The 25,910-nt window shown below is 59.4% G+C and carries 21 protein-coding genes; 9 read left to right on the top strand and 12 right to left on the bottom strand.

The genetic code is table 11. The annotated features are described in order from the left end of the window. Window positions 1–5: 5 nt before the first annotated feature. The 10 genes from G9Q84_RS01965 to yaaA all read right to left on the bottom strand — a co-directional run bounded on the left by G9Q84_RS01965 (window position 6) and on the right by yaaA (window position 14,633). Window positions 6–1,538, bottom strand: a complete 1,533-nt coding sequence (locus tag G9Q84_RS01965; protein ID WP_181642819.1) for an MBOAT family O-acyltransferase — start codon at window positions 1,536–1,538, stop codon at window positions 6–8. 215 nt (window positions 1,539–1,753) lie between these two features. Beyond that, entirely contained in the window at window positions 1,754–2,863 is a 1,110-nt protein-coding gene (locus G9Q84_RS01960; protein WP_081797682.1) for a mannuronate-specific alginate lyase, read from the bottom strand. 8 nt (window positions 2,864–2,871) lie between these two features. Beyond that, a complete protein-coding gene (locus tag G9Q84_RS01955; RefSeq protein ID WP_032886487.1) occupies window positions 2,872–4,320 on the bottom strand; it encodes an alginate O-acetyltransferase in 1,449 nt (482 codons plus the stop codon). Between the two features lie 11 nt (window positions 4,321–4,331). Continuing rightward, complete coding sequence (algG, locus tag G9Q84_RS01950; protein WP_032886358.1) at window positions 4,332–5,900, bottom strand: mannuronan 5-epimerase AlgG; 1,569 nt, start codon at window positions 5,898–5,900, stop codon at window positions 4,332–4,334. Next, complete coding sequence (locus tag G9Q84_RS01945; RefSeq protein WP_032886361.1) at window positions 5,900–7,384, bottom strand: alginate export family protein; 1,485 nt, start codon at window positions 7,382–7,384, stop codon at window positions 5,900–5,902. Before G9Q84_RS01945 ends, algG begins: the two co-directional genes overlap by 1 nt. Beyond that, complete coding sequence (gene algK / locus G9Q84_RS01940; RefSeq protein ID WP_032886363.1) at window positions 7,381–8,763, bottom strand: alginate biosynthesis TPR repeat lipoprotein AlgK; 1,383 nt, start codon at window positions 8,761–8,763, stop codon at window positions 7,381–7,383. Before algK ends, G9Q84_RS01945 begins: the two co-directional genes overlap by 4 nt. Before the next feature lie 131 nt (window positions 8,764–8,894). After that, the gene (locus tag G9Q84_RS01935; RefSeq protein ID WP_032886365.1) at window positions 8,895–10,061 is read right to left on the bottom strand and encodes an alginate biosynthesis protein Alg44; all 1,167 of its coding nucleotides are present in this window, start codon (window positions 10,059–10,061) and stop codon (window positions 8,895–8,897) included. 37 nt (window positions 10,062–10,098) lie between these two features. After that, complete coding sequence (gene alg8 / locus G9Q84_RS01930; RefSeq protein WP_122755618.1) at window positions 10,099–11,580, bottom strand: mannuronan synthase; 1,482 nt, start codon at window positions 11,578–11,580, stop codon at window positions 10,099–10,101. Window positions 11,581–11,663: 83 nt separating this feature from the next. Next, complete coding sequence (locus tag G9Q84_RS01925) at window positions 11,664–12,980, bottom strand: nucleotide sugar dehydrogenase (RefSeq protein ID WP_095183884.1); 1,317 nt, start codon at window positions 12,978–12,980, stop codon at window positions 11,664–11,666. A gap of 873 nt (window positions 12,981–13,853) precedes the next feature. Then, window positions 13,854–14,633 (bottom strand): peroxide stress protein YaaA, encoded by a 780-nt coding sequence (gene yaaA, locus G9Q84_RS01920; protein WP_181642818.1) that lies wholly within the window; start codon window positions 14,631–14,633, stop codon window positions 13,854–13,856. 119 nt (window positions 14,634–14,752) lie between these two features. Between yaaA and G9Q84_RS01915 the strand changes: the two genes are divergently transcribed. From G9Q84_RS01915 to moaE, 5 genes are all read left to right on the top strand, one after another. After that, entirely contained in the window at window positions 14,753–15,877 is a 1,125-nt protein-coding gene (locus G9Q84_RS01915) for a polysaccharide deacetylase family protein (RefSeq protein WP_122752431.1), read from the top strand. Between the two features lie 347 nt (window positions 15,878–16,224). Then, window positions 16,225–17,619 carry a PhoH family protein gene (locus G9Q84_RS01910; RefSeq protein ID WP_032886372.1) on the top strand — a complete coding sequence of 465 codons (1,395 nt, stop codon included), beginning with the start codon at window positions 16,225–16,227 and terminating at the stop codon, window positions 17,617–17,619. An 89-nt stretch (window positions 17,620–17,708) separates the two neighbouring features. Continuing rightward, window positions 17,709–18,182 carry a cyclic pyranopterin monophosphate synthase MoaC gene (gene moaC, locus G9Q84_RS01905; RefSeq protein WP_181642817.1) on the top strand — a complete coding sequence of 158 codons (474 nt, stop codon included), beginning with the start codon at window positions 17,709–17,711 and terminating at the stop codon, window positions 18,180–18,182. Continuing rightward, window positions 18,179–18,421 carry a molybdopterin converting factor subunit 1 gene (gene moaD, locus G9Q84_RS01900; protein ID WP_032886374.1) on the top strand — a complete coding sequence of 81 codons (243 nt, stop codon included), beginning with the start codon at window positions 18,179–18,181 and terminating at the stop codon, window positions 18,419–18,421. Before moaC ends, moaD begins: the two co-directional genes overlap by 4 nt. Window positions 18,422–18,423: 2 nt before the next feature. Continuing rightward, window positions 18,424–18,873 (top strand): molybdopterin synthase catalytic subunit MoaE, encoded by a 450-nt coding sequence (gene moaE / locus G9Q84_RS01895; protein WP_181642816.1) that lies wholly within the window; start codon window positions 18,424–18,426, stop codon window positions 18,871–18,873. Window positions 18,874–19,004: 131 nt separating this feature from the next. On the opposite strand, the gene rhlB is transcribed toward moaE, so the two are convergent. Both rhlB and G9Q84_RS01885 read right to left on the bottom strand, forming a co-directional pair. Then, the gene (gene rhlB / locus G9Q84_RS01890; protein ID WP_177326431.1) at window positions 19,005–20,468 is read right to left on the bottom strand and encodes an ATP-dependent RNA helicase RhlB; all 1,464 of its coding nucleotides are present in this window, start codon (window positions 20,466–20,468) and stop codon (window positions 19,005–19,007) included. 96 nt (window positions 20,469–20,564) lie between these two features. Next, the gene (locus G9Q84_RS01885; RefSeq protein WP_122752433.1) at window positions 20,565–21,221 is read right to left on the bottom strand and encodes an alpha/beta hydrolase; all 657 of its coding nucleotides are present in this window, start codon (window positions 21,219–21,221) and stop codon (window positions 20,565–20,567) included. A gap of 347 nt (window positions 21,222–21,568) precedes the next feature. Between G9Q84_RS01885 and G9Q84_RS01880 the strand changes: the two genes are divergently transcribed. The 4 genes from G9Q84_RS01880 to G9Q84_RS01865 all read left to right on the top strand — a co-directional run bounded on the left by G9Q84_RS01880 (window position 21,569) and on the right by G9Q84_RS01865 (window position 25,738). Further along, window positions 21,569–22,600 carry an amino acid ABC transporter substrate-binding protein gene (locus tag G9Q84_RS01880; protein ID WP_010212954.1) on the top strand — a complete coding sequence of 344 codons (1,032 nt, stop codon included), beginning with the start codon at window positions 21,569–21,571 and terminating at the stop codon, window positions 22,598–22,600. A gap of 72 nt (window positions 22,601–22,672) precedes the next feature. Next, window positions 22,673–23,854: an amino acid ABC transporter permease gene (locus tag G9Q84_RS01875; protein ID WP_181642815.1), complete on the top strand. Its 1,182-nt coding sequence runs from the start codon at window positions 22,673–22,675 to the stop codon at window positions 23,852–23,854. 10 nt (window positions 23,855–23,864) lie between these two features. Next, window positions 23,865–24,962, top strand: coding sequence for an amino acid ABC transporter permease (locus tag G9Q84_RS01870; RefSeq protein ID WP_032886381.1), 1,098 nt, complete (start codon window positions 23,865–23,867; stop codon window positions 24,960–24,962). Window positions 24,963–24,973: 11 nt separating this feature from the next. After that, the gene (locus G9Q84_RS01865) at window positions 24,974–25,738 is read left to right on the top strand and encodes an amino acid ABC transporter ATP-binding protein (protein WP_003171943.1); all 765 of its coding nucleotides are present in this window, start codon (window positions 24,974–24,976) and stop codon (window positions 25,736–25,738) included. The last annotated feature ends 172 nt before the right edge of the window (window positions 25,739–25,910 follow it).

The raw sequence follows: 25,910 nt of genomic DNA, 5'->3' as shown, positions 1-25,910 counted from the left end.
CTCCCTCAGAATTGGAAGTAAAGGAACGGCGAGAAACTCTGCGCCGACAGTTTGAGAATCGACGCCACGAACAGCAGCAGCACCGCAGCGCGCATGGCGTAGCGTGGCCAGTCAGCGGTCCAGTAGGCCGGTTGCACGGCGGCGTCCTGGCCAACGGTGAAACCTGGCTGGTGGATGCTGCCGGGGTTGTCGCCGGGTACCGCCTTGATCAGGCTTGGGTCGACAGGCTTGGCTTTTTCAGCAGGACGATTGGTGTAGAAATCGCGCAGGCCGAAGAACGCCAAGGTTGCGTACGCCACCACCAGGGTTGCCACTTGCAGGCCAGTGAGGTTGGCGCGGTTGAGTTCCGACAGCGACCACTCACCAAAGCTGAACATCGCACCGTACATACGGCCGGCGACGTGCAGGTTTTCGGAGCGGAAGATCACCCAGCCCATTACCACCAGCAGGAAAGTGAAGGCCCAGCGGAGGACGTTGAAACTGCGCGGCGCGGTATTGAGGCCAATGGCTTTTTCAATCGCCAGCCACATGCCGTGCCAGGCACCCCACACGATGTAAGTGATGTTTGCACCGTGCCACAGGCCACCGAGCAGCATGGTCAGGAACAGGTTGCGGTAGGTGGTCAGCGTGCCTTTACGGTTGCCGCCCAGAGTGATGTACAGGTAGTCACGCAGCCAGGTAGAGAGGCTGATGTGCCAGCGGCGCCAGAACTCGGTGATCGACTGGCTGATGTACGGCTGCTTGAAGTTTTCCATGAAGCGGAAACCCATCATCAAGCCCAGGCCGATGGCCATGTCGCTGTAGCCGGAGAAGTCGAAGTACAGCTGCGCGGTGTAGGCCAGCGCGCCGAGCCAGGCATCGCCCGTGGTCGGGTTTTGCAGGGCGAAGCAATGGTCGGCCACCACCGCGAGGGTGTCGGCGATAAAGACCTTCTTGATGAAACCCTGCATGAACCGCGTGCAGCCCTCGGAGAACTTGTCGAGGGTGTGGGTGCGGTTGTTGAACTGGTCAGCCAGGTCGCGAAAACGCAATACCGGGCCGGCGATCAAGTGCGGGAAGATCGCCACGAATGCCGCAAAGTCGATCAGGTTGCGCGTCGCCGGAGTGTCGCCACGGTACACGTCGATGATGTAGCTGATGGACTCGAAAATGTAGAACGAGATCCCGATCGGCAACAGCACGTGGGTCAGGATGAACGGCTCCAGGCCGGCTGACTTCATCATCACGTTGATGCTGTCGACGCCGAAGTTGGCGTACTTGAAGTAGCCGAGGATGCACAGGTCGACCACCACGCCCAGCAGCAGCCAGCGTTGGGCCGGCTTGGTGCGCACGCCGGCTGCACCGACCTTGAGGCCGATCCAGTAGTTCCACAGCGTCACCGCCGCGAACAGCGCCAGGAAGTCCACTCGCCACCAGGCGTAGAACACGTAGCTGGCAATCAGCAGCAGCAGGTTGCGATAGCGTTGCCCGCTCAAGTAGTACAAGCCGAGAAAGATCGGCAAGAACAGAAACAGGAACACATTGGACGAGAAAACCATCCCGATCTCTCCATGTTTAACCAACAGTCAAGGGCCGCAGCCCCCCCAAACCCCCCCACGAAAATACGGGGGGCGGTACAACAATTTCACTGGCAAGCGCGGTTCAAGTGTGGGAGGGGGCTTGCCCCCGATAGCGGTGTGTCATTCAACACAGAGGGCGACTGTTACACCGCCATCGGGAGCAAGCCCCCTCCCACATTTCTAACCGTGTTCCATCAGCTGCCTTTGTTGCCTTTTTCGTGCGACGGGTCGTAGACCTTGGTCAGGTCACCCCCGAGGCGGAAGGTCTTGAACGGCTGCATCCCGTGCTTGCGCTCCACCACATCCGGCGCGCAGGTGTAGAGGGTGCAGAAGGGTTCGAGCCAGGCGAATTTCATGTCCTGCTTCAAGTCCTTCATGTCCTGCTCTTTACCGTTTTTCTGTTCGAAGATCTCCGGATCCTTGACCCCGGCCAGCACTTTGTCGCCCAGGCGTTTGAGCGCGCTGTTGTTTTCCTGGCGCAGATCAACACCGTTGACCAAGGCAAAACTGGCGATCATCGACAGCGGCGGCAGGGCGTAGTTGTGGTACGACAGGGCGCGTTGCTGACGCTTCAATTCGTTGGGCAAGAAGCCTTGGTCGTCGACCTGATTCACGCCGACCTTGTATTCCTTGACCGCCCAATCAAACAGGTCGCGACGGTTGGTCGCGATGGACGTAGCCATCACCGACCAGGCGGCCCAGTAAGAGTGGTTGTTGGTTTTTTCCAGGGGCAGATTGTCCCAATCGCTTACCACTTGGTCGGCCAGTTTGTTGAACCAGGCTTCGATCAGCTGCGATTCCTGCTGGTGATTGGCCAGCGGGTGCGAGTCGGAGAACTTCAACCGCACATAGGCCGAAGCCATGCTGCCCAGTGCCCATTTGCGCATGGACTTGCCGGTGTGGTTGAAGTCCTTGGACATCAACGCATCGGCCTTGGCCCACGACACCAGCCAGTTCAAGGTGCATTCAAGCTGCTCTGGGCGACCGTCACGCATGAACTGCATCACGCGTTTGCTGGTGTCTTTTTCCAGCTTAGTGATGTCGGCCGTGCTGTCACGAAAGGCTTTTTCCGACTGCACGTTCAGCGTGGAGCGGGCCTTGTCGGAGCCTTCGTACTTGCTGCGAAACTGCAGAGGCCCGGTGTAGGGCGTCGGCATGGTGTCGCAGTTTTCCTTGAAGTCGCCCGTCTTGAACGCTTCGATTGGTGCGAAGTAGCCCTGGGGCGGACGCAGTGGGGCGGCGGCGTTGACCGAGCCGGCGAAGATCGCCAGGCCCAGCAACGATGGAATCCATAACTTCTGCATAAGTAACCTCATTGCCCGAGTGAGGCAGTCTTCTGACCGCCGCTTGGGAATACGTTGCGTGTGCAAATTTTCGCTTCGACCTTCTGCGCGGCAGCGCCCGCTTCGGGGCCCTGCACTTCCACGGCCAGCAAGTTCTGCGAGGCCCAGTCTTCATCGGTGCGCAGTTCAAAGGCGAAACGCCCGTCTGTATCGGATGTTTCGGGTTTCTCGATCTTGATGTCCTCGTGGCGCCCGTTCATGTACCAGAGGGTGGCTTGCAAGGTTTTCACCGATGGATCGGCGAAGCGGATATCAACCTGATGGTTGGCGTTGCGCAGGTCTTTGTTCGAACTGTTAACCATCAATTCGTTCTTGCCGGGTTTCAATGTAGTGCTCGCGGTCATCTGCGCGGTCTTGCCTTCGCAGCCGTTGTCGAGCAGCGACATCATCTGGCGGTAGATGGTCTCCTGGTCCAGGCGATACAGCGGCGAGAACTCCCAGATAAGGATTTTCGGCGGGGTCTTCTGGAATTCTTCGCTGCCCAGGTACTGGATCATCGAACCTTCCAGGCCACCGCCGGGGAAGGCCACGTTGAGAATGTCGGCACCGATTTCCTGCTCCAGGAAGCCGGCGAAGTTGTAGTTCTTGCCGCTGTGGCTGGTGCCCACGAGGGTGATCTGCGGGTTGCCCGAGTCGCCGAACAGGTCGCCGTCACCGGCTTCGCCCTTGGGCTCGGTGGTGAACTGGTCCATGTACTGGATCGCGTAGCTGGTGCCGCACAATTGCCCGGCCATGTTGTGCAGGGTGCCGGTCTTGCCCATGCGCCCGGAGCGCTTGGTCTCGAATTCACGCTTCGGAATATCGGCAAACTCAGGCATCGCACGCACTTTGGCGCCGACGATTTTCGCAGTGCGCTGGGCGCCGTATGGGGTCCAGTGCTGGTCGCCACGGAAGTAGAAATCGTGGGCCGGCAGTTCATCCGGCAGTTGCTCATTGGTGAGCGGCGACAGGTCCGGCACCACGTAGCCCATCTTGGCGAAACGGCCGAGCATGGTTTTGTAGTTGCCCAGGGCCTTGTCGAAGTCGAACTTGGCTTTCTCTTCAGGGTTGAGCTTGTTGCGGTTCACCAGGCCACGGGTCGGCTGGTAGACCACCACCAGTTCCACGCCCTTGGCCTTGAACGCATCGTGCAGTTGTTGCATGCGTTTGTAGCCGGCGGGGCTGGTGTCGAATTCGGTGCGCAAGTCTTCCTGGGTACGGAACAGCCAGTCGCCCTGGGCTTCTACCAGGGTGGTGAAGTTCTGCTGGTAGCGCGTTGTGTAGTTCTTCGCGTCATGGGCGGCCGGGCACAGGCTGCAGCACGGTTCGGCGGTGAAGGTCGGTGCCTTCAGTTCGTCGGCGCGTACGCCCTGGCTGGCCGCGAGCAGGCCGAGGGTCAGACCCGAGAGGCTCAGCAGTTTGATCATGTGTGGGTGCATAAGGGTCATCCTCAGTCCTGCATTTCGGTCTGGCGTTCGACAGGGTCGATCAGCACGGCTTTCTGCTGGCGTACCAGCAGGTCGAGAATTTCTTCCTGGCGTTCGCCTAGGACGCCGGAGAAGCTGATGCCACTGGATTTGGTCGGCGCCAGCATCGACACGCGATACAGCTCAATGCTCAGCGGCGAGTCGATGGACAGCGGCCCGCTGCCGTTCCCTGCCAGCTCACCGCCGACCACGATCAGCGAGACCTTGGCGTCGAAGGGGTCGAGGGCGATGTCGCGGTCGGTGTCGGTCAAATCCTTGATGTGGCCGTACACGCCGGTCAGGCCGTTGGCCATCGAGGTGTTTTCGTACAGCTTGATGTTCACGCTGTTACGCACCCGAATGCCGTGGCGACGGTTGCTGATCACCTTGTTGCCCCACAACAGGTTGTCGCCGCTCTCATAGAGGGTGATGCCGTCAGTGTGGTTGCGGTAGATCTCGTTGTCGGCGATCAGGTTGTTGACGCTATTACGGTCGATCACCAGGCCCGAAAGCTTGTTGTCGTAGCTGCGGTTGTTGAAGATGAAGCTGTCGTTCACTTCACGGGAAATGATGATGCCGTGCTTCTTCTTTGTGCCGTAGACGGTGTTGTCCGCGATGATCAGGCCGTGGGAACGGTCGTGGGGGTCAATGCCGTAGACGATGTTGTCTTTGTAGGTATTGCCCTTGATCACGAAGCCCGTGGTCTCATAGCAGTAGAAGCCGTACCACATGTCCGAGAACTCGGAGTCGATGATCCAGCCGGTCGGTTCAGGGCGCTTGAGCACCTTGGCCATGTTCGGCGTGTACTGGGAAATACTCACCCCGTACGACTTACTGTTGGCGTAGCCGAAACTGGCCATCTTGGTCTTGGAGATGTACGTCTCGGTGCCGCCCCAGGCCAGCAGGAACGGGCGGAATTCCTTCGGCGACTTGAACAGCGCCGGGCCGTTGGCCTTTTCGTCCCAACCGGTGATTTTGGTGTCACGCACAAACAACTGGCCGTCGTTGATCAGGAACGAACCGGCCTGTTGGGACAGGCGCAGCTCCTGGGTCTTGTTATCGATGTCCAGGATGCCTTTGCGCCCGACCACGATCGGCAACTTGGCCAGGAACACACCCGGCGAGGTTTCGCTGAAGTACTGCTTGGGCACTTTACCCAGCAAGTCCTTGAGGTTCATGTAGCCGTCGTCGACAAAGATCGCCTGTGGAATGCCGTGTTGGCGCACCACCCATTCGGCCATCTTGTTGTCGCCGCCGATAAAGTCCTTGAGGGCGTCTTCCTGCATCATGCGGCGGATGCTGATTTTGCCGGGCTTGCTGCGCACGATCTTCTTTTCCATCGCGGCGGCGGTGTAGCCCGACAGGTCCGGCAGGGTCGGCTTGGCCATTTCCAGCGGCGCCGTAGGCGGGCTGGAAATGGTGTAGGTCTTGGCCTGTTGCAGTTCCTTGGCGATGGTCGGCGCCTTGGCCGCCGTATCGGCGAACGCTGTGGCGCTGGCCATCAGCATTGCCGCGACGAGTAGGCTTTGAGCATTCATTGCGCAGGCTCCCATCAGAATTTCCAGACCACGTCGACAAAGGCGCGGTGCATGTAGGAGTCGACTTTGCTGCCATAAGCGTCGCCCGGTTTGAACACACCGGCACGGAAACGCACCAGGGCCGAGGGTTCGTCAACCGACTGGCTGAGCGCGGCCGGCAGAAGGCCTTTCTTGAAGTACTTGGTGACGACCAGGTCCATCTCCTGACCGAGGTCTTTCTTGCCGTCGGCCAGTGGCAAGGAGGTGCTGGCGACGATGTCACCGGCGGCGTCGGTGGTGTTATCCAGCGCGGCAATGCCGTTGCTGCTCACCGGCTTGTTGCCATCCACGCGCCAGAACTTGTGGTACACCAGGCTGGCGTCGTAGTCCTCGCGCAACTGCCAGGACCCGAACAGGCTCATGGACTGCATGTTGTTCATCTCGCCGCGAAACGCTTCGCCGAAGCGGTGCACGCGGGACTGAGTACCGGTCCAGTTCGAACGGTTGCTTTGCAGGCCGTTCTGCTCGTAATCGGCGCTGGCGCGGGAGTAAGCCGCACCCACTTGCCACTGCGGGTCGAGGCGCAGGCGCACGCCGATATCGGTGGCCCAGCCACTGAGATTGTCACTGCGCTTGGCCTGATCGGGGCTCGAACCGTCAGACTTCAACGCGTTGACCTTGTCGCGGTCGCCACGCATGCCTGTCACGCTTGCCCAGTAGTTGACGGTGTTGGTGTTGCGCCAGTTGTAGGCGTCGCTGTTGGCTTCGATGCCGAGCCAGGTCAGGTCGCCGTTTTCGCGCTTGTCCAACGAGTCGGTGGGTTGACCCGGTTCCGGGTAGTCGAGCTTGCCGTTGTCATGGGTGTGATGACCGCGCAAGCCGATCCACTGGCCTGGCGTCCACTGGTAAGCGGCGTCGGCGTAGAGGTGCTGGCGGTCCTTGTCGACAGGCGACAGTTCCTTGAGGTCGGTGCGGTATTCGCTGAAGCGTTCGGCGACGCCCACGTTGGCTTTGAGCAAGGTGGTGTCGAAGGTCCAGTTCAGCGCTTCGATGTTGGTGTCGCGCCATTGGCCGTCGTCATTGCGCAGGCGTTGGCGACCGAGCTTGAGGATCTCGCCAGGGTAGGGTGTGAAGCCGCTGTAGCCGACCCAGAATTCGCGCATCGCCAAGTAGTTCTTCTTGGTCTTGCGGTCGTTGTTGGTGGTTTGCTGGTTTTCGTCGTCGGCCGACTGTTGCAGGGTGTCGGTCTCGATGATGTCGCTCGATGCAACCGCCTGGCCCATGGCGTAGGCGCTCCAGTTGCCGCTTTCACCGTAGATCCAAGGGCGCAGGTCGATACCGACGCCGTTGACGTCGCCGCCTTTTTGCGTGCCCAGGTCGCGGTCATCTTCGGACTGGCCGGTGATTTTCACTTCCAGGCCGAAGTTCTTGGCTTCAGTCAGCGCGGCCAGGGTCGGGCACGACCACAGCAGGGCGAAGGTCAGGCCAATACCGGCCTTGACGAATGGGTTGAGCTTCATAGGGATTCCTCGCCGTCGTCTTCTTCATCCAGGGCGTGCAGTTGCAACGTGCTCTGGGCCAGGGTGCCGCGGGCGGCCAGTTCCTGTTGCACCAGGCGTTGGCCCTGGGCGCGTTGTTCCGGCGTCAGCGGTGCTTCGAGCTGGGTGGCCAGCTCAACGGCTTGCGGGGTGTCCTGGGCTTTGGCCAATTGGCTGAAGACATAGGCGTTCAATGGGTCGGGCTTGGTGCCCTTGCCTTGGGAAAACAGTTGGGCGATGGCGAAGTCGGCGCTGTTCTGGCCGTTTCGCGCCGCGGTCAGCAAGTGGTCCAGGGCCTTTTGCGGGTAGACCTTGCCGAGGTAGCCACGGCGGTAGATCTGGCCGAGGTAGTAATCGGCAGCGACTTCCTTGCCCACGGCTTTTTCGAAGTGCGCTTCGGCGGCCTTGGCATCGGCCGGTACCCACTTGCCTTCGTAGTAGAGCTTGCCCAGGAGCAGTTCGGCGCGAGGCTGGTCGGCCGCGCGGCCGTTGTCGAGGTACTTCATCATTTGGTCGACGTCGCCCAGTTCCGGGAAGTCGTAGAGCAGTTGCGCGAGGCTGACCCAGGACGCCGGGTAGCCAGGGGCGATTTTTTCCAGCAGGGCCTGGGCGGTTTTTTCGTCCGGCGTGCCAAGGGTGGCATCGCCGAGCACACGGGCGACGCTGTCGACGCGCTGGGCGGTGACGGTGCCACGGCTGTAACCGGCTTCCATCTGCTTGAGCAATTCGGCCTGTTTTTCCGGCGCGGCTTGTTTCTGATAGACCGTGGCCAGCTCGACGTAGCAGATATCGGTGGTGTTCAGCGCGGCTTTGCAGATGCGCTCCACATCATCCAGGTGCTGGTCGTAGGTGCCTTGGGTGCGATACAGCAGCACTTGGGCAAGGCCGGCTTCCGGGTAACCGTCGGCCTGCCATTTGCTGATTTGCTGCTGGGCGTTCACATTCGGGAAGCTGTGCGGGTATTGCAGGTACAGCATCGCCAGTGGAATCAGGGTGTTGCCTTCACCATTGGCAAAGGCTTTTTTCAGCAGGCCTTCAGCTTCATGGTGCTCGGCTTCGGTGGAGCCAGGCTTGGCCACCAGCAGGCGCCCCAGGCGAGCCTGGGCGCGCGGCGAAGTGTCTGCCGCTGCACGGTAAGTGGCTTCGGCCTGTTTGATTTGCGCCGGATCGCGGGTGCCTACCTGGATATCGGCCAGGCCCACTTGGGCCTCGCTGTAACCCAGGTCTGCCAGTTGCTGGTAATTCTGCTGCGCGGTGACGGTGTCGCCACGCTTAAGCGCTTCATTGGCCAGGCGTTGGTCGGGCAGGCCGGCGCAACCGGCGAGGCTCACCGCAATAGCCAGCAACGCCACCGAACCCATGTGGGAGGGGGCTTGCTCCCGATACAGGCGACCCGGTCCGTCAGGCAAACCGCGCTGATCCCATCGCGAGCAAGCCCGCTCCCACAGGGATTGCGGTGTTTTTAGGCGCGTCATCACAGGCATCTCCTCGCTTACAGTCCGGCAGCCATGGCTTTATCGATCAGCCAGTTCAGCGATGGGCCACGGTCGCTGGTGACTTCCACCGGGCGGCCGGCGAATGCGCTGTCCAGCGGTGCATCAGGCTTGATCTGTACGCGGATGTCGGAGGACAGGTCGGCGCTGTTCAGGCTGGTGCTGCTGACGATGGTGCCGGTACGCACTTGGTCTTCGTCGGCAACCTGGAAGCTCACTGGCGTACCTGGGCGCACGTCGCCGAACTGGCGATAGGTGAAACGCGCTTCCACATTGGCCGGAGCGCCGCGTGGCACCAGTTGGAAGATCACATCGCCTTTGCTGGCGTACTGACCGTCGGCGACCATTTGCTGGGCAACCACGCAATCACACGGCGAGGTCAGGGTGCCGGTCATTTGCTTGCCGAACAGTTCTTCAACCTTGGCCGGTTGTAGCTGGTCTTCGTCCAAATGGCCCTTGAGCACATCCAGCATGCTGGTGCTGAAGGTCGCCAGCGGCGCGCCTTTGGCGGCGATCGCGTCACCTTTGAGCAGGCTTTGCACGGTGCCGTCGCGCGGCATCGTCACGTTCATACCCGGCACGCTGACCAGACCGGCCTGGGCGTGGCTGACGAAGTACATGCCGTACACCGACTTGAAGACAAACCCGAACGCCGCCAGGCCCACGATGAAGATCCCCGCGCTGAACGTCACTGCACGCAGGCGACCGAGTGCGGTCATGCCGCTGCCGCTGTCCTTGACCTTGCGCGCCTTGGTGAAGTTGTCGCGTTGCAGGGTCGCCAGCACGTCACCCATGGACACGATGTCGCCGGACAAGTGCGAGGTGATCAGGTGGCGCAGGGTGGAAATATCCTGCTGTTCCAGGTTCTGGAACTGGCAACCGGTACGGCCGCTCTGGCGGTCGTAAGAGCGGATCTGCAATTCGACGTCCATCGCCAGACCGAGGTTATCGATCACGAACTGCAGGCGACCCTTGTGCACTTCGCCGACGTTGAGCGGTTGGGTTGCAGTGAATGCCAGGCCACCGGCGGACAGGTCCAGAACCCGCGCTTCGGTGGGTTTGCCGTCATTGCCGAAGAAGCGCAATTTGGCCGGGATTTTTACCCGTGCGTGTTGGCGTTGGGCTTCGGATTCGTGGACAACATTGACGTTTGCTTGGCTGTTCATAATTTTCGATTTCCTAGTTAATTCAGGCTTGGCAGGGTCAGACCATCATCAGCAACACGGCGACGAAAATGCTGCCGGCGGAGAAGGTCATGGTCCGAGACGACCAGGTGTTGAACCAACGTTGAAAGCTGGCCAAATCGCGGGTCAGTTTGGTGTCCTGGCGAGTCCAGGACTGTTGATCAAGGCGGAAGAACACGTAGATCTTCACCAGCGCGCCCATGATCTGGTTGTAATAGAGAATCGCCGGGTAAGCCGGGCCGATCTTGTGGCCGGAACACGACAGCAACAGCGTGAGGATCAGGCGGGTAATACCGATCCACAGCAGGTACGCGAGGATGAACGCGCCGCCGTATTTGAAGGTGGCGATAATCGCCACGGTCAGGCCGAGCAGGGAGGTCCACATCGACACGCGCTGGTCGAACAGCACCACGCTGGTGAACAGACCGAGGCGGCGTACGCCCAGGCCGAGGGCGCGGGAGTTCTGGCGCAGGTTGTTGCCGTACCAGCGGAACATCAGCTTGCGGCTGGCCTTGATAAAGCTCTTTTCCGGCGGGTGTTCCACGGTGTTGATCGCGGCGTCCGGCACGTAGAAGGTGTCGTAGCCCAAGCGCATCAGGCTGAACCAGCTGGACTTATCGTCGCCGGTGAGGAACTTGAAGCGGCCCAGGCGCCAGTGTTGCAGCGAGTCGCTTTCCACGTCGGCGATAAAGCCCGGGTCGGTGACCACGCTGGCGCGGAACACCGACATGCGACCGGTCATGGTCAGCACGCGCTTGGACAGGGCCATGGAGCACATGTTGATGTGGCGCTGGGCGAAGCGCAGTTTGTGCCACTCGCTCATGATGTAGCCGCCGCGTACTTCGCAGAACTCGTTGGTGGTCAGGCCGCCGACATTGCCGAACAGCTGGAACCACGGCACGGTTTTGCGCACTACGCCTTCGGCAAGCACGGTGTCGCCATCGATCACCGCCACCACGGCGCGGTCGTCCGGCAAGTGGCGGGAGATGGCGCGGAAACCGAAGGCCAGGCCGTCGCGCTTGCCGGTGCCGGCGATGCGCACGAAGTCGAGCTTCACGTGCTCTGGAGGGTTCATCTTCTCCCAGAGGCTCTTGACCAGCAGCTCATCGGACATTTCCACCAGCGAGCAGACCACGGTGGTGGGGAAGCCGCATTCGATGGCCTCGCGGATCACGGAGCTGTAGACCTGCGCGGTGGTCAGCGCATCGATCCTGAAGCTTGTAACCATCAGGAACACATGGGACGGGTCGGCGGCCTTGCCCAGCTTGCGCACTTTACGACGCAGGTGCGGGTAGACCACGTACAAGAACAGCATGCCGCGAAAGAAATGCGTAGCACCCATCGAATAGCGCCAGATACCGACGGCGCCAATCAGGAAAATAAAATTCTTCGACTCGGAGTCGAACGTACTCGCCGGCAACAGCAGGGCGAGACCCATCAGCAGGCTGAGGAAGAACAGCCAGCCGGCGGATTGCAGTAGTACGTGTTTTAACTTGGACATAAGCATCTTCCGAAGGTGAAGGAGGTTTCAGGCGGCGAGCGCTGGGGATGGAAACGCGCGCCGCCTGAAACTTGCCGTTGCTGTTACCAGCAGATGCCTTCGGTGCGACCGGTCGCGCAGGTGGCTTTGGACATGAAGCCCACCAGGTCGATCACTTGCTTGCCGTGCGGTGCGTTCTGCGCCAGGGCGCGGAATTTCTCGTCACGGTTACCGAGGATGATCACGTCGGAGTTGTTGATCACGTCGTCGAAGTCCGAGTTGAGCAGGGACGACACGTGCGGGATCTTGCCTTCGATGTAATCTTTGTTCGCACCGTGGACACGGGCGTACTCGACGTTGCTGTCGTAGATGCTCAGGTCGAAACCTTTGCCGATCAGCATTTCTGCCAGCTCTACCAGCGGGCTTTCACGCAGGTCGTCGGTACCGGCCTTGAAGCTCAGGCCCAGCAGGGCGACTTTGCGTTTGTCGTGGCCGGCAACGATGTCGAAGGCGTTCTGCACCTGGGACTCGTTGCTGCGCATCAGCGAGTTGAGCAGCGGCGCTTCCACGTCCAGGGTGCTGGCGCGGTAGGTCAGGGCGCGCACGTCTTTTGGCAGGCACGAGCCGCCGAACGCAAAGCCTGGGCGCATGTAGTACTGGGACAGGTTGAGGGTCTTGTCTTGGCAGACCACTTCCATCACTTCACGACCATCGACGCCGACGGCCTTGGCGATGTTGCCGATCTCGTTGGCGAAGGTCACCTTGGTGGCGTGCCACACGTTGCAGGTGTACTTGATCATCTCGGCAACGGCGATGTCCTTGCGGATGATCGGTGCGTCGAGTTCTTCGTACAGGGATTGCAGGACATCGCCGGAAGCTTTGTCGAACTCGCCGATGACGGTCATCGGTGGCAAGTCGTAGTCGGCGATGGCGGTGGATTCACGCAGGAATTCCGGGTTGACCGCGACACCGAAGTCGACGCCGGCTTTCTTGCCGGAGCAGTCTTCGAGGATCGGGATTACCACGTTGGCCACGGTGCCTGGCAGTACGGTGCTACGCACGACGACGGTGTGGCGGGTGGCTTTGTCACGCAGGACAAAACCGATCTCGCGGCACACGGCTTCGATGTAGTCGAGTTCCAGATCGCCGTTTTTCTTGCTCGGCGTACCGACGCAAATCATCGACAGGTCGGTATCACGGATGGCGTCGGCGAAGTTGGTGGTGCCGCGCAGTCGACCGGTTTCGATACCCTGGCTCAACAGCTCGCCCAGACCCGGTTCAACGATTGGCGATTTGCCAGCGTTGATCAGGTCGATCTTATCCTTGGAGATGTCTACGCCTACCACTTCGTGGCCACGGGCAGACAAGCAACCGGCACACACTGCGCCAACGTAACCTAGACCAAATATGCTGATGCGCATCGCATTTACCTCTGTGTTAATCATGCCAATTAATGGCCGGAGTTCATGTTTGCAAGCGTCACAAATGCCACGAAAGTTAGGCGAATAGACGCCGACTTACCGCGTACAGGCATGTTGAATAATGAGTGACTAACGATTGCACTCAAGTTGTGCGCAACTTGGCCTTATTGTTGGGACCTGCCCTCAAATGCAGCCGGCCTTCCTGGGAGAAGGGCCTGGCGCCAGTGCCGCAGGGCTTTGATAGAGGCGGCAAGCCTTTAAATATCAATGCCTTGGGTTGTGTCACTGACCATTAGGGGAGGCTTAGCCCTGGCCTTATAGGGAGAAGCAAATCATCCTTGTCGCCGCTCTTAATTAATCGGTTGGCAATATGACCAATGAGTCAAAGTTTAATATGACAACTTCGCTACTTCCGTTGGTCGCCATGTAAGTCATCTCCTACAGAGACAGAGAATTTCGTTACCGGTGGTATGAGCCGTGCTTTGGGACGAAGTTCCAGACCGCCTATCTAGAGCGCTGAAATTTCTTGAAATATTAGGAGGGATGGCACTAGTACTATATTGATAGCACTTGCTATTTGGGCCAGTAGTTATAGGGAGTTGGCTTGGAGAGATAGTTTTGTGCCACTAGTGTTTTAAAAAAGTGGTGCCACTACGAAAAAAATTTAGAAATGTCGAGTGAAAGAAACGTTAGGAATGCGACAGGGTATTTTTTGACGTCAAAACGTTGGCGTTTGTCGGATTCAACGCAGATAAAAATGTGGGAGGGGGCTTGCTCCCGATAGCGGTGTATCAGTCACCCAATCAGTGACTGACACTCTGTTATCGGGAGCAAGCCCCCTCCCACATTTGAAAATCGGAGCTGTTGAGAGCTTTATTCCGGTGCGTGATCGCGCAAAAACACCAGGTTGTCCGGTTTGGACTGCTCCGCATTGAAGCGATAACCCTGCACATCGAACTGCTTGAGCTTGGCGGGATCGTTGATGCGTTCTTCAATCACAAAGCGGCTCATCATGCCCCGGGCCTTTTTGGCGTAGAAGCTGATGATCTTGTATTGGCCGTTCTTCAGGTCTTTGAACTCGGTGTTGATGATCCGCGCGTTCAGGGCTGTGCGCTTGACCGCCGAGAAGTACTCGTTGGACGCCAGGTTGAGCAGCACGTCATCGCCTTGCTCGGCCAGGGCTTCGTTCAGCCATTCGCTGATGCGCGTGCCCCAGAAGGCGTACAGGTCCTTGCCACGTGCGTTGGCCAGTTTGGTGCCCATCTCCAGGCGATACGGCATCATCAGGTCCAGAGGGCGCAGCAGGCCGTAGAGGCCCGAGAGCATGCGCAGATGGTCCTGTGCGTAGCTGAAGTCGGCATCGGTGAAGGTGTCGGCGTTGAGGCCGGTGTACACGTCGCCCTTGAATGCCAGCAAGGCTTGTTTGGCGTTTTCGGGGGTGAAAGCCGGGGTCCAGCTGCCGAAACGTGCGGCGTTGAGGCCGCCGATTTTGTCGGAGACGTGCATGAGTGCGCTGATTTGCGCTGGGCTGAACTCACGCAGTTGCTCGATCAATTCCTGGGAATGGTCCAGGAACTGCGGCTGGGTGAAGCGTGGGGTCGCCGGTTTTGATTCGAAATCGAGGGTTTTGGCGGGGGAAATCACCGTCAGCATGAAGTCGTCTCCTGTAATCGTGGGGGGATTCTAGGGGCTCGGGCGTTTTGACTCCACCTATGATGGCGATAGGCGCGATCCGCTATGATGGCCGGTGACTCTGGAGAGGGAGACCCTGCGTGCGAATAGCGCTTTTGTTGTCGGCTTGCCTGCTGTGCCTGAATGCCCAGGCGGCACCGGTGGATGTAGCCAGCCTGGACCGTGGCACCTGGCCTGAAAAACTCAGCAGCCCTGCGCTGTTCGACGTAGCCTCGCGCGCGGAAATCCTGATGTTCGCCCGCAGCCTGCTGGCCAGTGAGTCCCTGGATGACGCGGCGCTCAAGCAGCGCCTGGGCCTGAGGATCATCAACCAGGCCGCCATCGACGACCTGCGCCGCCAGCTCTGGCAACGCCTGCTGGAAAACTACACCGTTGCCCAGCAGAGCTGCGAGGTGGATGCCTCGTTCTGCTACCTGGTGGAAAACATGGACGATCTGCGCGAACAGGCCGGCAAGTTCGAAGTCAGCCAAGACTCCTTCTATATAGGTTGGGCCGCCCCCAGCCATACCTTCCATGAACGTTACCTGGACGAACTGCTGAGAAAGGCCGCGCTTTTCCCGCAGATCAGCAGCGAAGTTGCCCGGTTTGGCGACCATGAGCGCAATGGCGACGAATTCAACGACCGCCTGTTCCTGCTGACGTTCGACGGCGGCCCTGCACCGGTCAGCGGCAATACCGACTGGCTCGCCGACTACCTGCGCAAGCAGAAGATGAACGCAACGTTCTTTGCCCTCGGCAGCAGCTTGCAAACCCGTGTCGAGCGCAGTTCCGCCGCGCAAGTGGAGGCGTTGTACCAAGGCCAATGCGTCGGCACCCAGGGTTGGCAGTACCGCTCCCACAGCCATTGGGTGGACTGGCAAAGCTCCGTCACCCGCAGTGCGTCGTTGGTACAGAACCTGATGCCGGAAAACTACGTGCCGCTGTTCCGCCCACCGTACGGCCAGCGCCGCGCGGACAGTCAGGGCTTCTTTCAATCCCAGGGTTTGCAGGTGGCGTTGTGGGACATCGATTCCCAGGATGATCCAGGCAAGCTCAAGGCCGAGGAGTCGATGCAGCGCGTGCTCACACTGATGTTGCTATGGCGCAAAGGGGTGATTGTGTTTCACGACACTCAAGACAAGGCGCGGGTGGCATTGCCGCTGTTGCTACAGGCAACGGCGCAGAGTGGCTTGGGTTGGCAGGACTGCCGGGAAGCATTTCGTTAAAAAGATGAAGTGCCCGGCCCTGTTGGGTATGAGGCGTTTTCGGGGTGATTTTTTGCGACATTTCGATGCAGGCGGACTTCCGACTTTAACGGGGTGCATGGCACTCGGCTAGTGCTATTCGTCATCCTGAAAAATAAACTTCAAAAAAGCGTCAAAGTGCTTTTTCCTGTCATGGGTTTTGCGGTATTACGAAGTCAGATCGCCGAAACCTGCAACACAGGTGGCGTCTTCCAAGACTCCTCATGTGGGCACTGCGCTTGACGTCACTCAGGTGCAGTCGGTGGTCGAATCAAGGCGCAGCACTGTCGTGGTATTGCGTCGACTGGCTCCCACAAAGGTGACCGAGTATGGATGATCATGGACGCACCCCTTCTTCCGACCAGCCAATCCTTTATGTGCTTGATACCAACGTATTGATCCACGATCCAAACGCACTGCTCAATTTCGAAGAGCACCACGTCGCCATCCCGATGATCGTGCTTGAGGAACTCGACAAACTCAAAAGTGGGCACCACAGCGTCGCCGCCGAATGCCGCCAGGCCATCCGCCTGATCGACAAGACCCTGGGCGAAGCGTCACCCGAGGACGTTGAAGTCGGCGTGCCGATCCAGCGTGGCAAGAGCGGGCCCAAGGGCTTGCTGTCGATTCTGATGAGCAAGCGCAGCGAGCCCAACAGCCTGCTGCCGGAAAACCTCAACGACAACAAAATCATTAACCAATTGATCGACCTGCACGCGCGTGACAAGGACTTGCGCCTGGTGTTGGTGACCAAAGACATCAATATGCGCCTCAAGGCCCGAGCGTGTGGGATCGCGGCCGAGGACTACAGCACCGACCAACTGGTCGATGACGTTTCAATGCTGTCCCGTGGTTATCACACGGTGACCGGTTCCTTCTGGGACCTCGTGAGCAAGGTCGAAACCCGTCAGGACCATGGCCGCACCTGGCACCAGGTACAACTGATCGACAACCTGCCGGCCGTGCACATCAATGAATTCATCATCGACGAACAGGGCTTCGTGGGCTGGATCAAAGAGATCCAGGTCGACAAGCTGCTGATCCTCGACCTGCATCAGGAACCCCTGTTGCACCAGGAAGCCTGGGGCCTGAAACCGCGCGACATCTACCAGAGCCTGGCGCTGTATGCGCTGCTCGATCCGGACATCCACCTGGTCAACCTGACCGGCGCTGCGGGTTCCGGTAAAACCATCCTCGCCCTGGCTGCCGCCATCGAGCAGACCATGGTGACCAAGCGCTATCGCCGCATCATCGCCACCCGCTCCGTGCAGGGTCTGGACCAGGAAATTGGCTTCCTGCCCGGCACCGAAGCGGAAAAAATGGAGCCGTGGCTGGGGGCGATCACCGACAACCTCGAAGCCTTGCACATGGATGACGAAAACACCCATGGCAGCGTCGACTACATCCTCAGCAAAGTGCCGTTGCAGTTCAAATCCCTCAACTACATCCGAGGTCGCAGCTTCCAGCAGAGCCTGATTTTGATCGATGAATGCCAGAACCTCACGCCGCACCAGATGAAAACCATCATCACCCGTGCCGGCGCCGGTTCCAAAGTGGTGTGCCTGGGCAACCTGGCACAGATCGACACCCCTTACCTGTCCGCGACCAGCTCCGGGCTGACCTACCTGACTGAACGCTTCAAAGACTTCCCGAACGGCGTGCACATTGCGCTGCAGGGTGTTCCACGTTCGATCCTGGCTGAATACGCAGAGTCTCATTTGTAAATGCGGTCAGTGTGGGAGGGGGCTTGCTCCCTCCCACATTTTGTTGTGTGTTGGGTTTACAATCGCGGCTCCTGATCAGGAGTATCGCTGTGCTGACTCATCTCGATTCCCAAGGTCGCGCCCATATGGTCGACGTCACCGACAAGTCCGTGACGTTCCGTGAGGCGGTGGCTGAAGCGCGGGTGCGCATGTTGCCAAGCACCCTGCAAATGATTGTCGACGGCGCCCATCCCAAGGGCGACGTGTTTGCCGTGGCCCGCATCGCCGGGATCCAGGCAGCAAAAAAAACCAGTGATCTGATCCCCCTGTGCCATCCGCTGATGCTCACCGGCGTCAAGGTCGAACTGAGTGCCGATGGCGAAGACGCGGTGCATATCGTGGCGCGCTGCAAGCTGTCCGGGAAGACCGGCGTGGAGATGGAAGCATTGACGGCAGCCAGCGTCGCTGCGCTGACCCTCTACGACATGTGCAAGGCCGTGGATCGCGGCATGACCATCGAAAGTATTCGCCTGCTGGAAAAGCTGGGCGGCAAGAGCGGGCATTTCAAGGCGGATCAAGTATGAGTATTAACGTCCTGTTTTTTGCGCGCTACGCCGAATCGGTGGGCTTCGATTCGCTGGAGATGGAAGGTGAGTTTGCCACCGTGGATGCCGTGCGCCTGGCGCTGGCCAGTGACCCGGAGTTTGCAGTCCTCAACGAGCCAAGTCTGATGTGCGCCCGCAATGAGGAGTTGTGCAGTCTCGACGAACCGGTACACGCCGGAGACGAAGTTGCCTTCTTCCCACCCGTGACCGGAGGCTGAACATGGCCATCCGTGTGCAGGTTGAGGCGTTTGATCCCGGTGCTGAAGTTAACGCAATGCACGCGGCCAACGTGGGCGTGGGCGCGGTGGTGAGTTTTGTCGGTTATGTACGCGACTTCAATGATGGTCGCGACGTATCGGGGATGTTCTTGGAGCATTACCCCGGTATGACCGAAAAGGCCCTGGCCAAGATCGCCGTGGAAGCAGAGCAGCGTTGGCCGTTGCTCAAGCTGGACGTACTGCACCGCGTCGGCGCGTTGGAGCCGGGTGAGCCGATTGTGTTTGTCGCGGCAGCCAGTGCCCATCGCCAGGCTGCGTTTGATGCCTGTGCGTTTGTGATGGACTACTTGAAGACGCGAGCGCCGTTCTGGAAGAAAGAGAACACCCCAGAAGGTTCGCGCTGGGTGGACGGGCGGGACAGCGACCACGCTGCAGCGGCTCGCTGGAAGTAGCCAGCCGAACACAGAACCAAATGTGGGAGGGGGCTTGCCCCCGATAGCGGTGTGTCAGTCAATTTATGTATCGACTGATCCACTGCTATCGGGGTGCAAGCCCCCTCCCACAGTTTTGACCGGGTTTCAGCTTACGGGCGTTTGCGTTCTACAGCCCGCAGCAAGTGCGTCGGCGGCGTCTCACAGCTGATCTTGCGCCCCAGCAACGTCTCGATCGACGGCAACTGATACGAGTCATCTTCCCCGGCAAAGCTGATCGACACACCCGCTGCGCCCGCACGGCCAGTACGGCCAATCCGGTGCACATAGTCGTCCGGCACTTCCGGCAGGGTGAAGTTGATCACGTGGCTGATGCCATCGATGTGAATCCCACGGCCCGCCACGTCAGTGGCCACCAGCACGCGGATCTTGCCTTCGCGGAAGCCTTCCAGTGTCTTGATGCGCTTGTGTTGCGGCACATCGCCGGACAGTTGCGCGGCGTTGACGCCATCACGTACCAGACGCTCTTCGATGCGGCGTACTTCGTCTTTGCGGTTGGCGAACACCATCACGCGCTCCCAACCGTTGTCGTTGATCAGGTTGTAGAGCAGTTTGTACTTGTCGGCACCGGCCACCGCGTAGATGTGCTGTTCGACGTTTTCGCTGGCGACGTTCAGCGCTTCAATCTCGACGATGGACGGGTCGGTGGTCCACTGCTTGGCGAGGTTCATCACGTCTTCGGTGAAGGTCGCGGAGAACAGCAGGGTCTGACGCTCGTTTTTCGGCGGGGTCTGACGAATGATCTGGCGCACTTGCGGGATGAAACCCATGTCGAGCATGCGGTCGGCTTCGTCCAGCACCATCACTTCGACCATGTCCAGGTGCACGTCGCCGCGCTGGTTGAAGTCCAGCAGGCGGCCAGGGGTCGCTACCAGAATGTCGCAGTGGCGGGCTTCGAGGTGTTTGAGCTGCTTGTCGAAGTCCATGCCACCGACGAAGGTCATCACGTTAAGGCCGGTGTATTTGGTCAGGTCGGCGGCGTCCTTGGCGATCTGCACCACCAGCTCCCGGGTCGGGGCGATGATCAGCGCGCGCGGTTCACCCATGTAGCGCTCTTTCGGCGGCGGCGTTTGCAGCAGCTGGGTGATGATCGAGATCAGGAACGCGGCGGTCTTGCCAGTGCCGGTCTGGGCACGGCCGATGGCGTCTTTGCCGGCAAGGGTGAAGCCCAATACCTGCGCCTGGATCGGCGTGCAGTACGGGAAGCCCAGGTCCTGGATGGCGTGCATCAGTTCCGGGGCCAGTTTGAAGTCGTGGAAACGGGTTTTACCTTCCTGGGGCTCGACGACAAAGTCTTCGAGTTTCCATGGGATCACCGGCGGTTTAGGGGCGCGTTCCCGGCGAGGCTTGGGGGCGGGCGCGGCTTCAGCCTGAGGGGTTGCCTGTTCGGGCGATGTCACCGGCGGCGTCTTCGGCTGCGCGATAGGAGCGGTCCGGTCGGGCTGTTGGCCGTCATTGCGGCTGCCGGAGGCGGGGACAGGAGCACTGGGGACAGGCGCGAGCGGCTCAGCCTCGCTTTTGCCGAACATCTTCTTAAGTGCTTTGAGCACGGTGATCTCATTAATTGGTTAAGGAATGTACGCCGGGCAGTGTAATGCAAGAATCGGGCGCGGCGTAGTGTGTCTGTCATACGGCTACATAAATGCGGAGTATCAGCCCAGGCGAGCGCTCAACCAGGCGCCAATATCGTGTATCTCCTGAGGTAACACTTCGTGGCCCATTGGGTATTCCTGCCATGTCACGGTGACACCACGGCTCTTCAGGTGTTCGTAAGCCGTACGGCCCATCGCGTTCTGCACCACCTCGTCGTGCTGGCCGTGCAGGCACAGAGCGGGAATGCGCTGCTGGCTGGCGGACAATTCCAGCTCATCGCTGAAGGTAGGCGCGTAGGTGGAGAGGGCGATGACGCCACCCAAGGCACCCTGCCATTTGGTAAACGCTGTGTGGAAAACCACCGCGCCACCTTGGGAAAAACCGGCGAGGAAAATTCGCGAGGCGTCTATTCCGCTGCTTTTTTCAGTTTTGATCAAATCGGTGACCATTCTGGAAGACTCATCCAGTTCTTCCAGGCTGATCGAACGGGCCGGGCTCATGGCCTTGATGTCGTACCAACTCGGCATTTCGTAGCCGCCATTAATAGTCACCGCGCGGGTGGGCGCTTGGGGTAATACAAAGCGCGTCGTCAGCAAGCTTTCCTGCAGCGCTTCGGCCACCGGCAAAAAGTCGTAGCGATCGGCACCCAGGCCATGCAACCAGATTACGCAGGCGTCTGCGGGCTTGGCGGGCTGAAGAATCAAGGGTTCGGTCATGTCTGCTCCATAAATGTGCGTGCGCTCCGATTAAGTGCGACGGAACGGTGCGTCATAGGTTGATCTGTTAAGAGAATGTCGCAAGGTTGAATCTTTTCCTATTGACCATGGGCTGAAACGACTCAGCCACCACTCTGGTACGGCGCTTGCTATGTGTAGGTCGATGTCAGAACTATCCCGGGACGGTAACACTATCAGTGACTGCCGTTTATGGGATAGCCGCTGGAATTACTGCGACAGCCTCATGCCGCTTGACCCTAAAAAAAACCAACACGGGTCAATATCGCCTCATAAGGGTGCGCTGAGGTTCGAGCTCCGACACAACAAGAGCGTATTTGGAGGTTTGAATGAAGGTATTGAAATCCACCCTGGCCATCGTTTCCGCGGCCGCTGTACTGGGTGTCAGTGGTTTCGCCCAAGCTGGCGCCACTCTGGACGCCGTGCAGAAGAAAGGCTTCGTGCAATGCGGCGTGAGTGACGGCTTGCCGGGTTTCTCGGTACCGGATGCCAGCGGCAAGATCCTCGGGATCGACGCTGACGTTTGCCGCGCTGTCGCTGCTGCTGTGTTCGGCGACGCGACCAAGGTCAAGTTCAGCCAGTTGAACGCCAAGGAGCGTTTCACCGCGCTTCAGTCTGGCGAAGTCGACATTCTGTCCCGTAACACCACCATGACCAGCTCTCGCGACGCCGGCATGGGCCTGAAATTCCCAGGCTTCATCACCTACTACGACGGCATCGGCTTCCTGGTTAACAATAAGCTGGGCGTAAAAAGCGCCAAGGAACTGGACGGTGCAACCATCTGCATCCAGGCCGGTACCACCACCGAGCTGAACGTTTCCGACTACTTCCGTGGCAACAACCTCAAATACACCCCGATCACCTTCGACACCTCCGACGAAAGCGCCAAGTCGCTGGAATCCGGTCGTTGCGACGTCCTGACTTCCGACAAGTCCCAACTGTTCGCCCAGCGCAGCAAGCTGGCCGCGCCGAAGGACTACGTGGTTCTGCCGGAAACCATCTCCAAAGAACCGCTGGGCCCAGTCGTGCGTAACGGCGACGACGAGTGGCTGGCCATCGTGCGCTGGGTTGGCTACGCCATGCTCAACGCTGAAGAAGCCGGCATTACTTCCAAAAACGTTGAAGCTGAAGCCAAATCCACCAAGAACCCGGACGTTGCACGTCTGCTCGGTGCTGACGGCGAATACGGCAAAGACCTGAAAGTGAAGAAAGACTGGGTCGTACAGATCGTCAAGCAAGTCGGTAACTACGGCGAAGTGTTCGAGCGCAACCTCGGCAAGAGCACCCCGCTGGAAATCGACCGTGGCCTGAACGCACTGTGGAACAACGGCGGCATTCAATACGCACCCCCTGTGCGCTGATCGCTGATGGTTCTGTCACCCGGTGGGCCAACCGCCGGGTGATGTTCTGTTCCATTCTTTCCGGGGCACTTCATGCAAAATCAAATCGGCGCACCAAAGCAGAAGCTCAGCTTCAGCGATCCCAAAGTGCGTGCGTGGCTCTTCCAGATCATCACGATTGTGGCGGTGATCTCGCTGGGCTGGTACCTCTTCGACAATACCCAGACCAACCTTCAGCACCGAGGCATTACCTCGGGTTTCGACTTTCTTGAGCGCAGTGCCGGGTTCGGCATCGCGCAGCATTTGATCGACTACACCGAATCGGACAGCTATGCCCGCGTCTTTGTAATCGGCTTGCTCAATACCTTGCTGGTGACCGTGATCGGCGTGGTCCTGGCGACCTTGCTCGGTTTCATCATTGGCGTGGCGCGTCTGTCGCCGAACTGGATGATCAACAAGCTGGCGACCGTGTATGTGGAAGTGTTCCGCAACATTCCGCCGCTGCTGCAAATCCTGTTCTGGTACTTCGCGGTGTTCCTGACCATGCCGGGGCCGCGTAACAGCCATAACTTCGGCGACACCTTCTTTGTCAGCAGCCGTGGCCTGAATATGCCGGCAGCGCTTGCCGCTGATGGGTTCTGGCCGTTTGTGGTCAGTGTGGTGGTGGCGATCGTGGCAATCGTGGCGATGGCGCGTTGGGCCAACAAACGCTTTGAAGCCACCGGCGTTCCGTTCCACAAATTCTGGGCGGGCCTGGCGCTGTTTTTCGTGATCCCGGCGTTGTGCGCCCTGATCTTCGGTGCACCGCTGCACTGGGAAATGCCCACGCTGCAAGGTTTCAACTTTGTCGGCGGCTGGGTGCTGATCCCTGAACTGCTGGCGCTGACCCTGGCGCTTACCGTGTACACGGCAGCGTTTATCGCCGAGATCGTGCGTTCGGGCATCAAGTCCGTCAGCCACGGCCAGACCGAAGCTGCGCGCTCCCTGGGCCTGCGCCCTGGGCCGACGCTGCGCAAGGTCATCATCCCGCAAGCCCTGCGAGTGATCATTCCGCCGCTGACCAGCCAATACCTGAACCTGGCGAAAAACTCGTCGTTGGCCGCCGGTATCGGTTACCCGGAAATGGTTTCGCTGTTTGCCGGCACGGTGCTCAACCAGACCGGCCAGGCCATCGAAGTCATTGCCATCACCATGAGCGTGTACCTGGCGATCAGCATCAGCATTTCCCTGCTGATGAACTGGTACAACAAGCGCATTGCGCTGATCGAGCGGTGAGGAAACGCCCATGAGTACGCATACTTTCAAACCTGATATGCCGCCGCCGAGCAAAGTCTTCGGGCCGGTGGCATGGATGCGCGCCAACTTGTTTTCCAGTTGGCTCAACACCCTGCTGACGCTGTTGGCGTTCTACCTGATCTACCTGGTGGTGCCGCCGATCCTGCACTGGGCCATCCTCGACGCCAACTGGGTTGGGACGACCCGCGCCGATTGCACGAAAGAAGGCGCCTGCTGGGTGTTCATCCAACAGCGCTTTGGGCAGTTCATGTACGGCTACTACCCCGGCGACCTGCGCTGGCGTGTAGACCTGACCGTGTGGCTGGCCATCGTTGGCGTGGCACCGTTGTTCATCTCGCGTTTCCAACGCAAGGCGATCTACGGCCTGAGCTTTCTGGTGCTGTACCCGATCATTGCGTTCTTCCTGTTGCACGGCGGGATCTTCGGCCTGACCAACGTGGCGACCAGCCAATGGGGCGGCCTGATGCTGACCCTGGTGATCGCCACCGTCGGTATCGCCGGCGCCTTGCCTCTGGGCATCGTGCTGGCGCTGGGACGGCGTTCGAACATGCCGGCAATTCGTGTGATCTGCGTGACGTTCATCGAGTTCTGGCGCGGCGTGCCGTTGATCACCGTGCTGTTCATGTCCTCGGTGATGCTGCCGCTGTTCCTGCCTGAAGGGATGGGCATCGACAAGCTGCTGCGGGCGTTGATCGGCGTGATCCTGTTCCAGTCGGCCTATGTGGCCGAAGTGGTGCGTGGTGGTTTGCAGGCGATTCCTAAAGGTCAGTACGAAGCGGCTGCCGCGATGGGCCTGGGTTACTGGCGCAGCATGGGCCTGGTGATTCTGCCGCAAGCCTTGAAGCTGGTGATCCCCGGTATCGTCAACACGTTTATCGCGTTGTTCAAGGACACCAGCCTTGTGATCATCATCGGCCTGTTCGACCTGCTCAACAGCGTCAAGCAAGCCGCCGCCGACCCGAAATGGTTGGGCATGGCCACTGAAGGCTACGTGTTCGCCGCCCTGGTGTTCTGGATTTTCTGTTTTGGTATGTCGCGCTATTCCATTCATTTGGAACACAAGCTCGACACAGGCCACAAGCGTTAGGAGTTGTTGTTATGAGCGAAGCAATCAAACAGCCTGTGAGCCCTGAAGGCATTATCCAGATGCAGGGCGTCAACAAGTGGTACGGCCAGTTCCACGTGTTGAAAGACATCAACCTCAACGTCAAGCAGGGCGAGCGTATCGTGCTGTGCGGCCCGTCGGGTTCGGGCAAGTCCACCACCATCCGCTGCCTCAACCGTCTGGAAGAGCACCAGCAAGGCCGCATCGTGGTCGATGGCGTGGAACTGACCAACGACCTCAAGCAGATCGAAGCGATCCGCCGTGAAGTCGGCATGGTGTTCCAGCACTTCAACCTGTTCCCGCACCTGACCATCCTGCAGAACTGCACGCTGGCGCCGATGTGGGTGCGCAAGATGCCTAAGCGCAAGGCCGAAGAAATCGCCATGCACTACTTGGAGCGCGTGCGCATTCCGGAGCAGGCCCACAAGTTTCCGGGGCAACTGTCCGGCGGCCAGCAACAGCGTGTGGCGATTGCCCGTGCGCTGTGCATGAAGCCGAAAATCATGCTGTTCGACGAACCGACCTCGGCCCTCGACCCTGAAATGGTGAAGGAAGTACTCGACACCATGATCGGCCTGGCTGAAGACGGCATGACCATGTTGTGCGTAACCCACGAAATGGGCTTCGCCCGCACCGTGGCCAATCGCGTGATCTTCATGGACAAAGGCGAAATCGTTGAGCAAGCGGCGCCGAATGACTTCTTCGACAACCCGCAGAACGATCGGACCAAGTTGTTCTTGAGCCAGATTCTGCATTGATCGACAGGTGACGCTTAACCATAAACCCGGCCTGGCGCCGGGTTTATTTTTGCCTGTTCAAAAAAACCGTTGCCTTGCCCTCGTAGGAAACTCCGAATAGCCTGTGGGCAAATTCATCCAATGATTGGACGAAGCGCGCAACCCCGCCTTGAGCGAGTTGTACCACTCCTTC

Source organism: Pseudomonas sivasensis, assembly GCF_013778505.1.
Classification (GTDB): Bacteria; Pseudomonadota; Gammaproteobacteria; order Pseudomonadales; family Pseudomonadaceae; genus Aquipseudomonas; species Aquipseudomonas sivasensis.
This window is presented reverse-complemented; position numbering and strand designations above follow the sequence as displayed.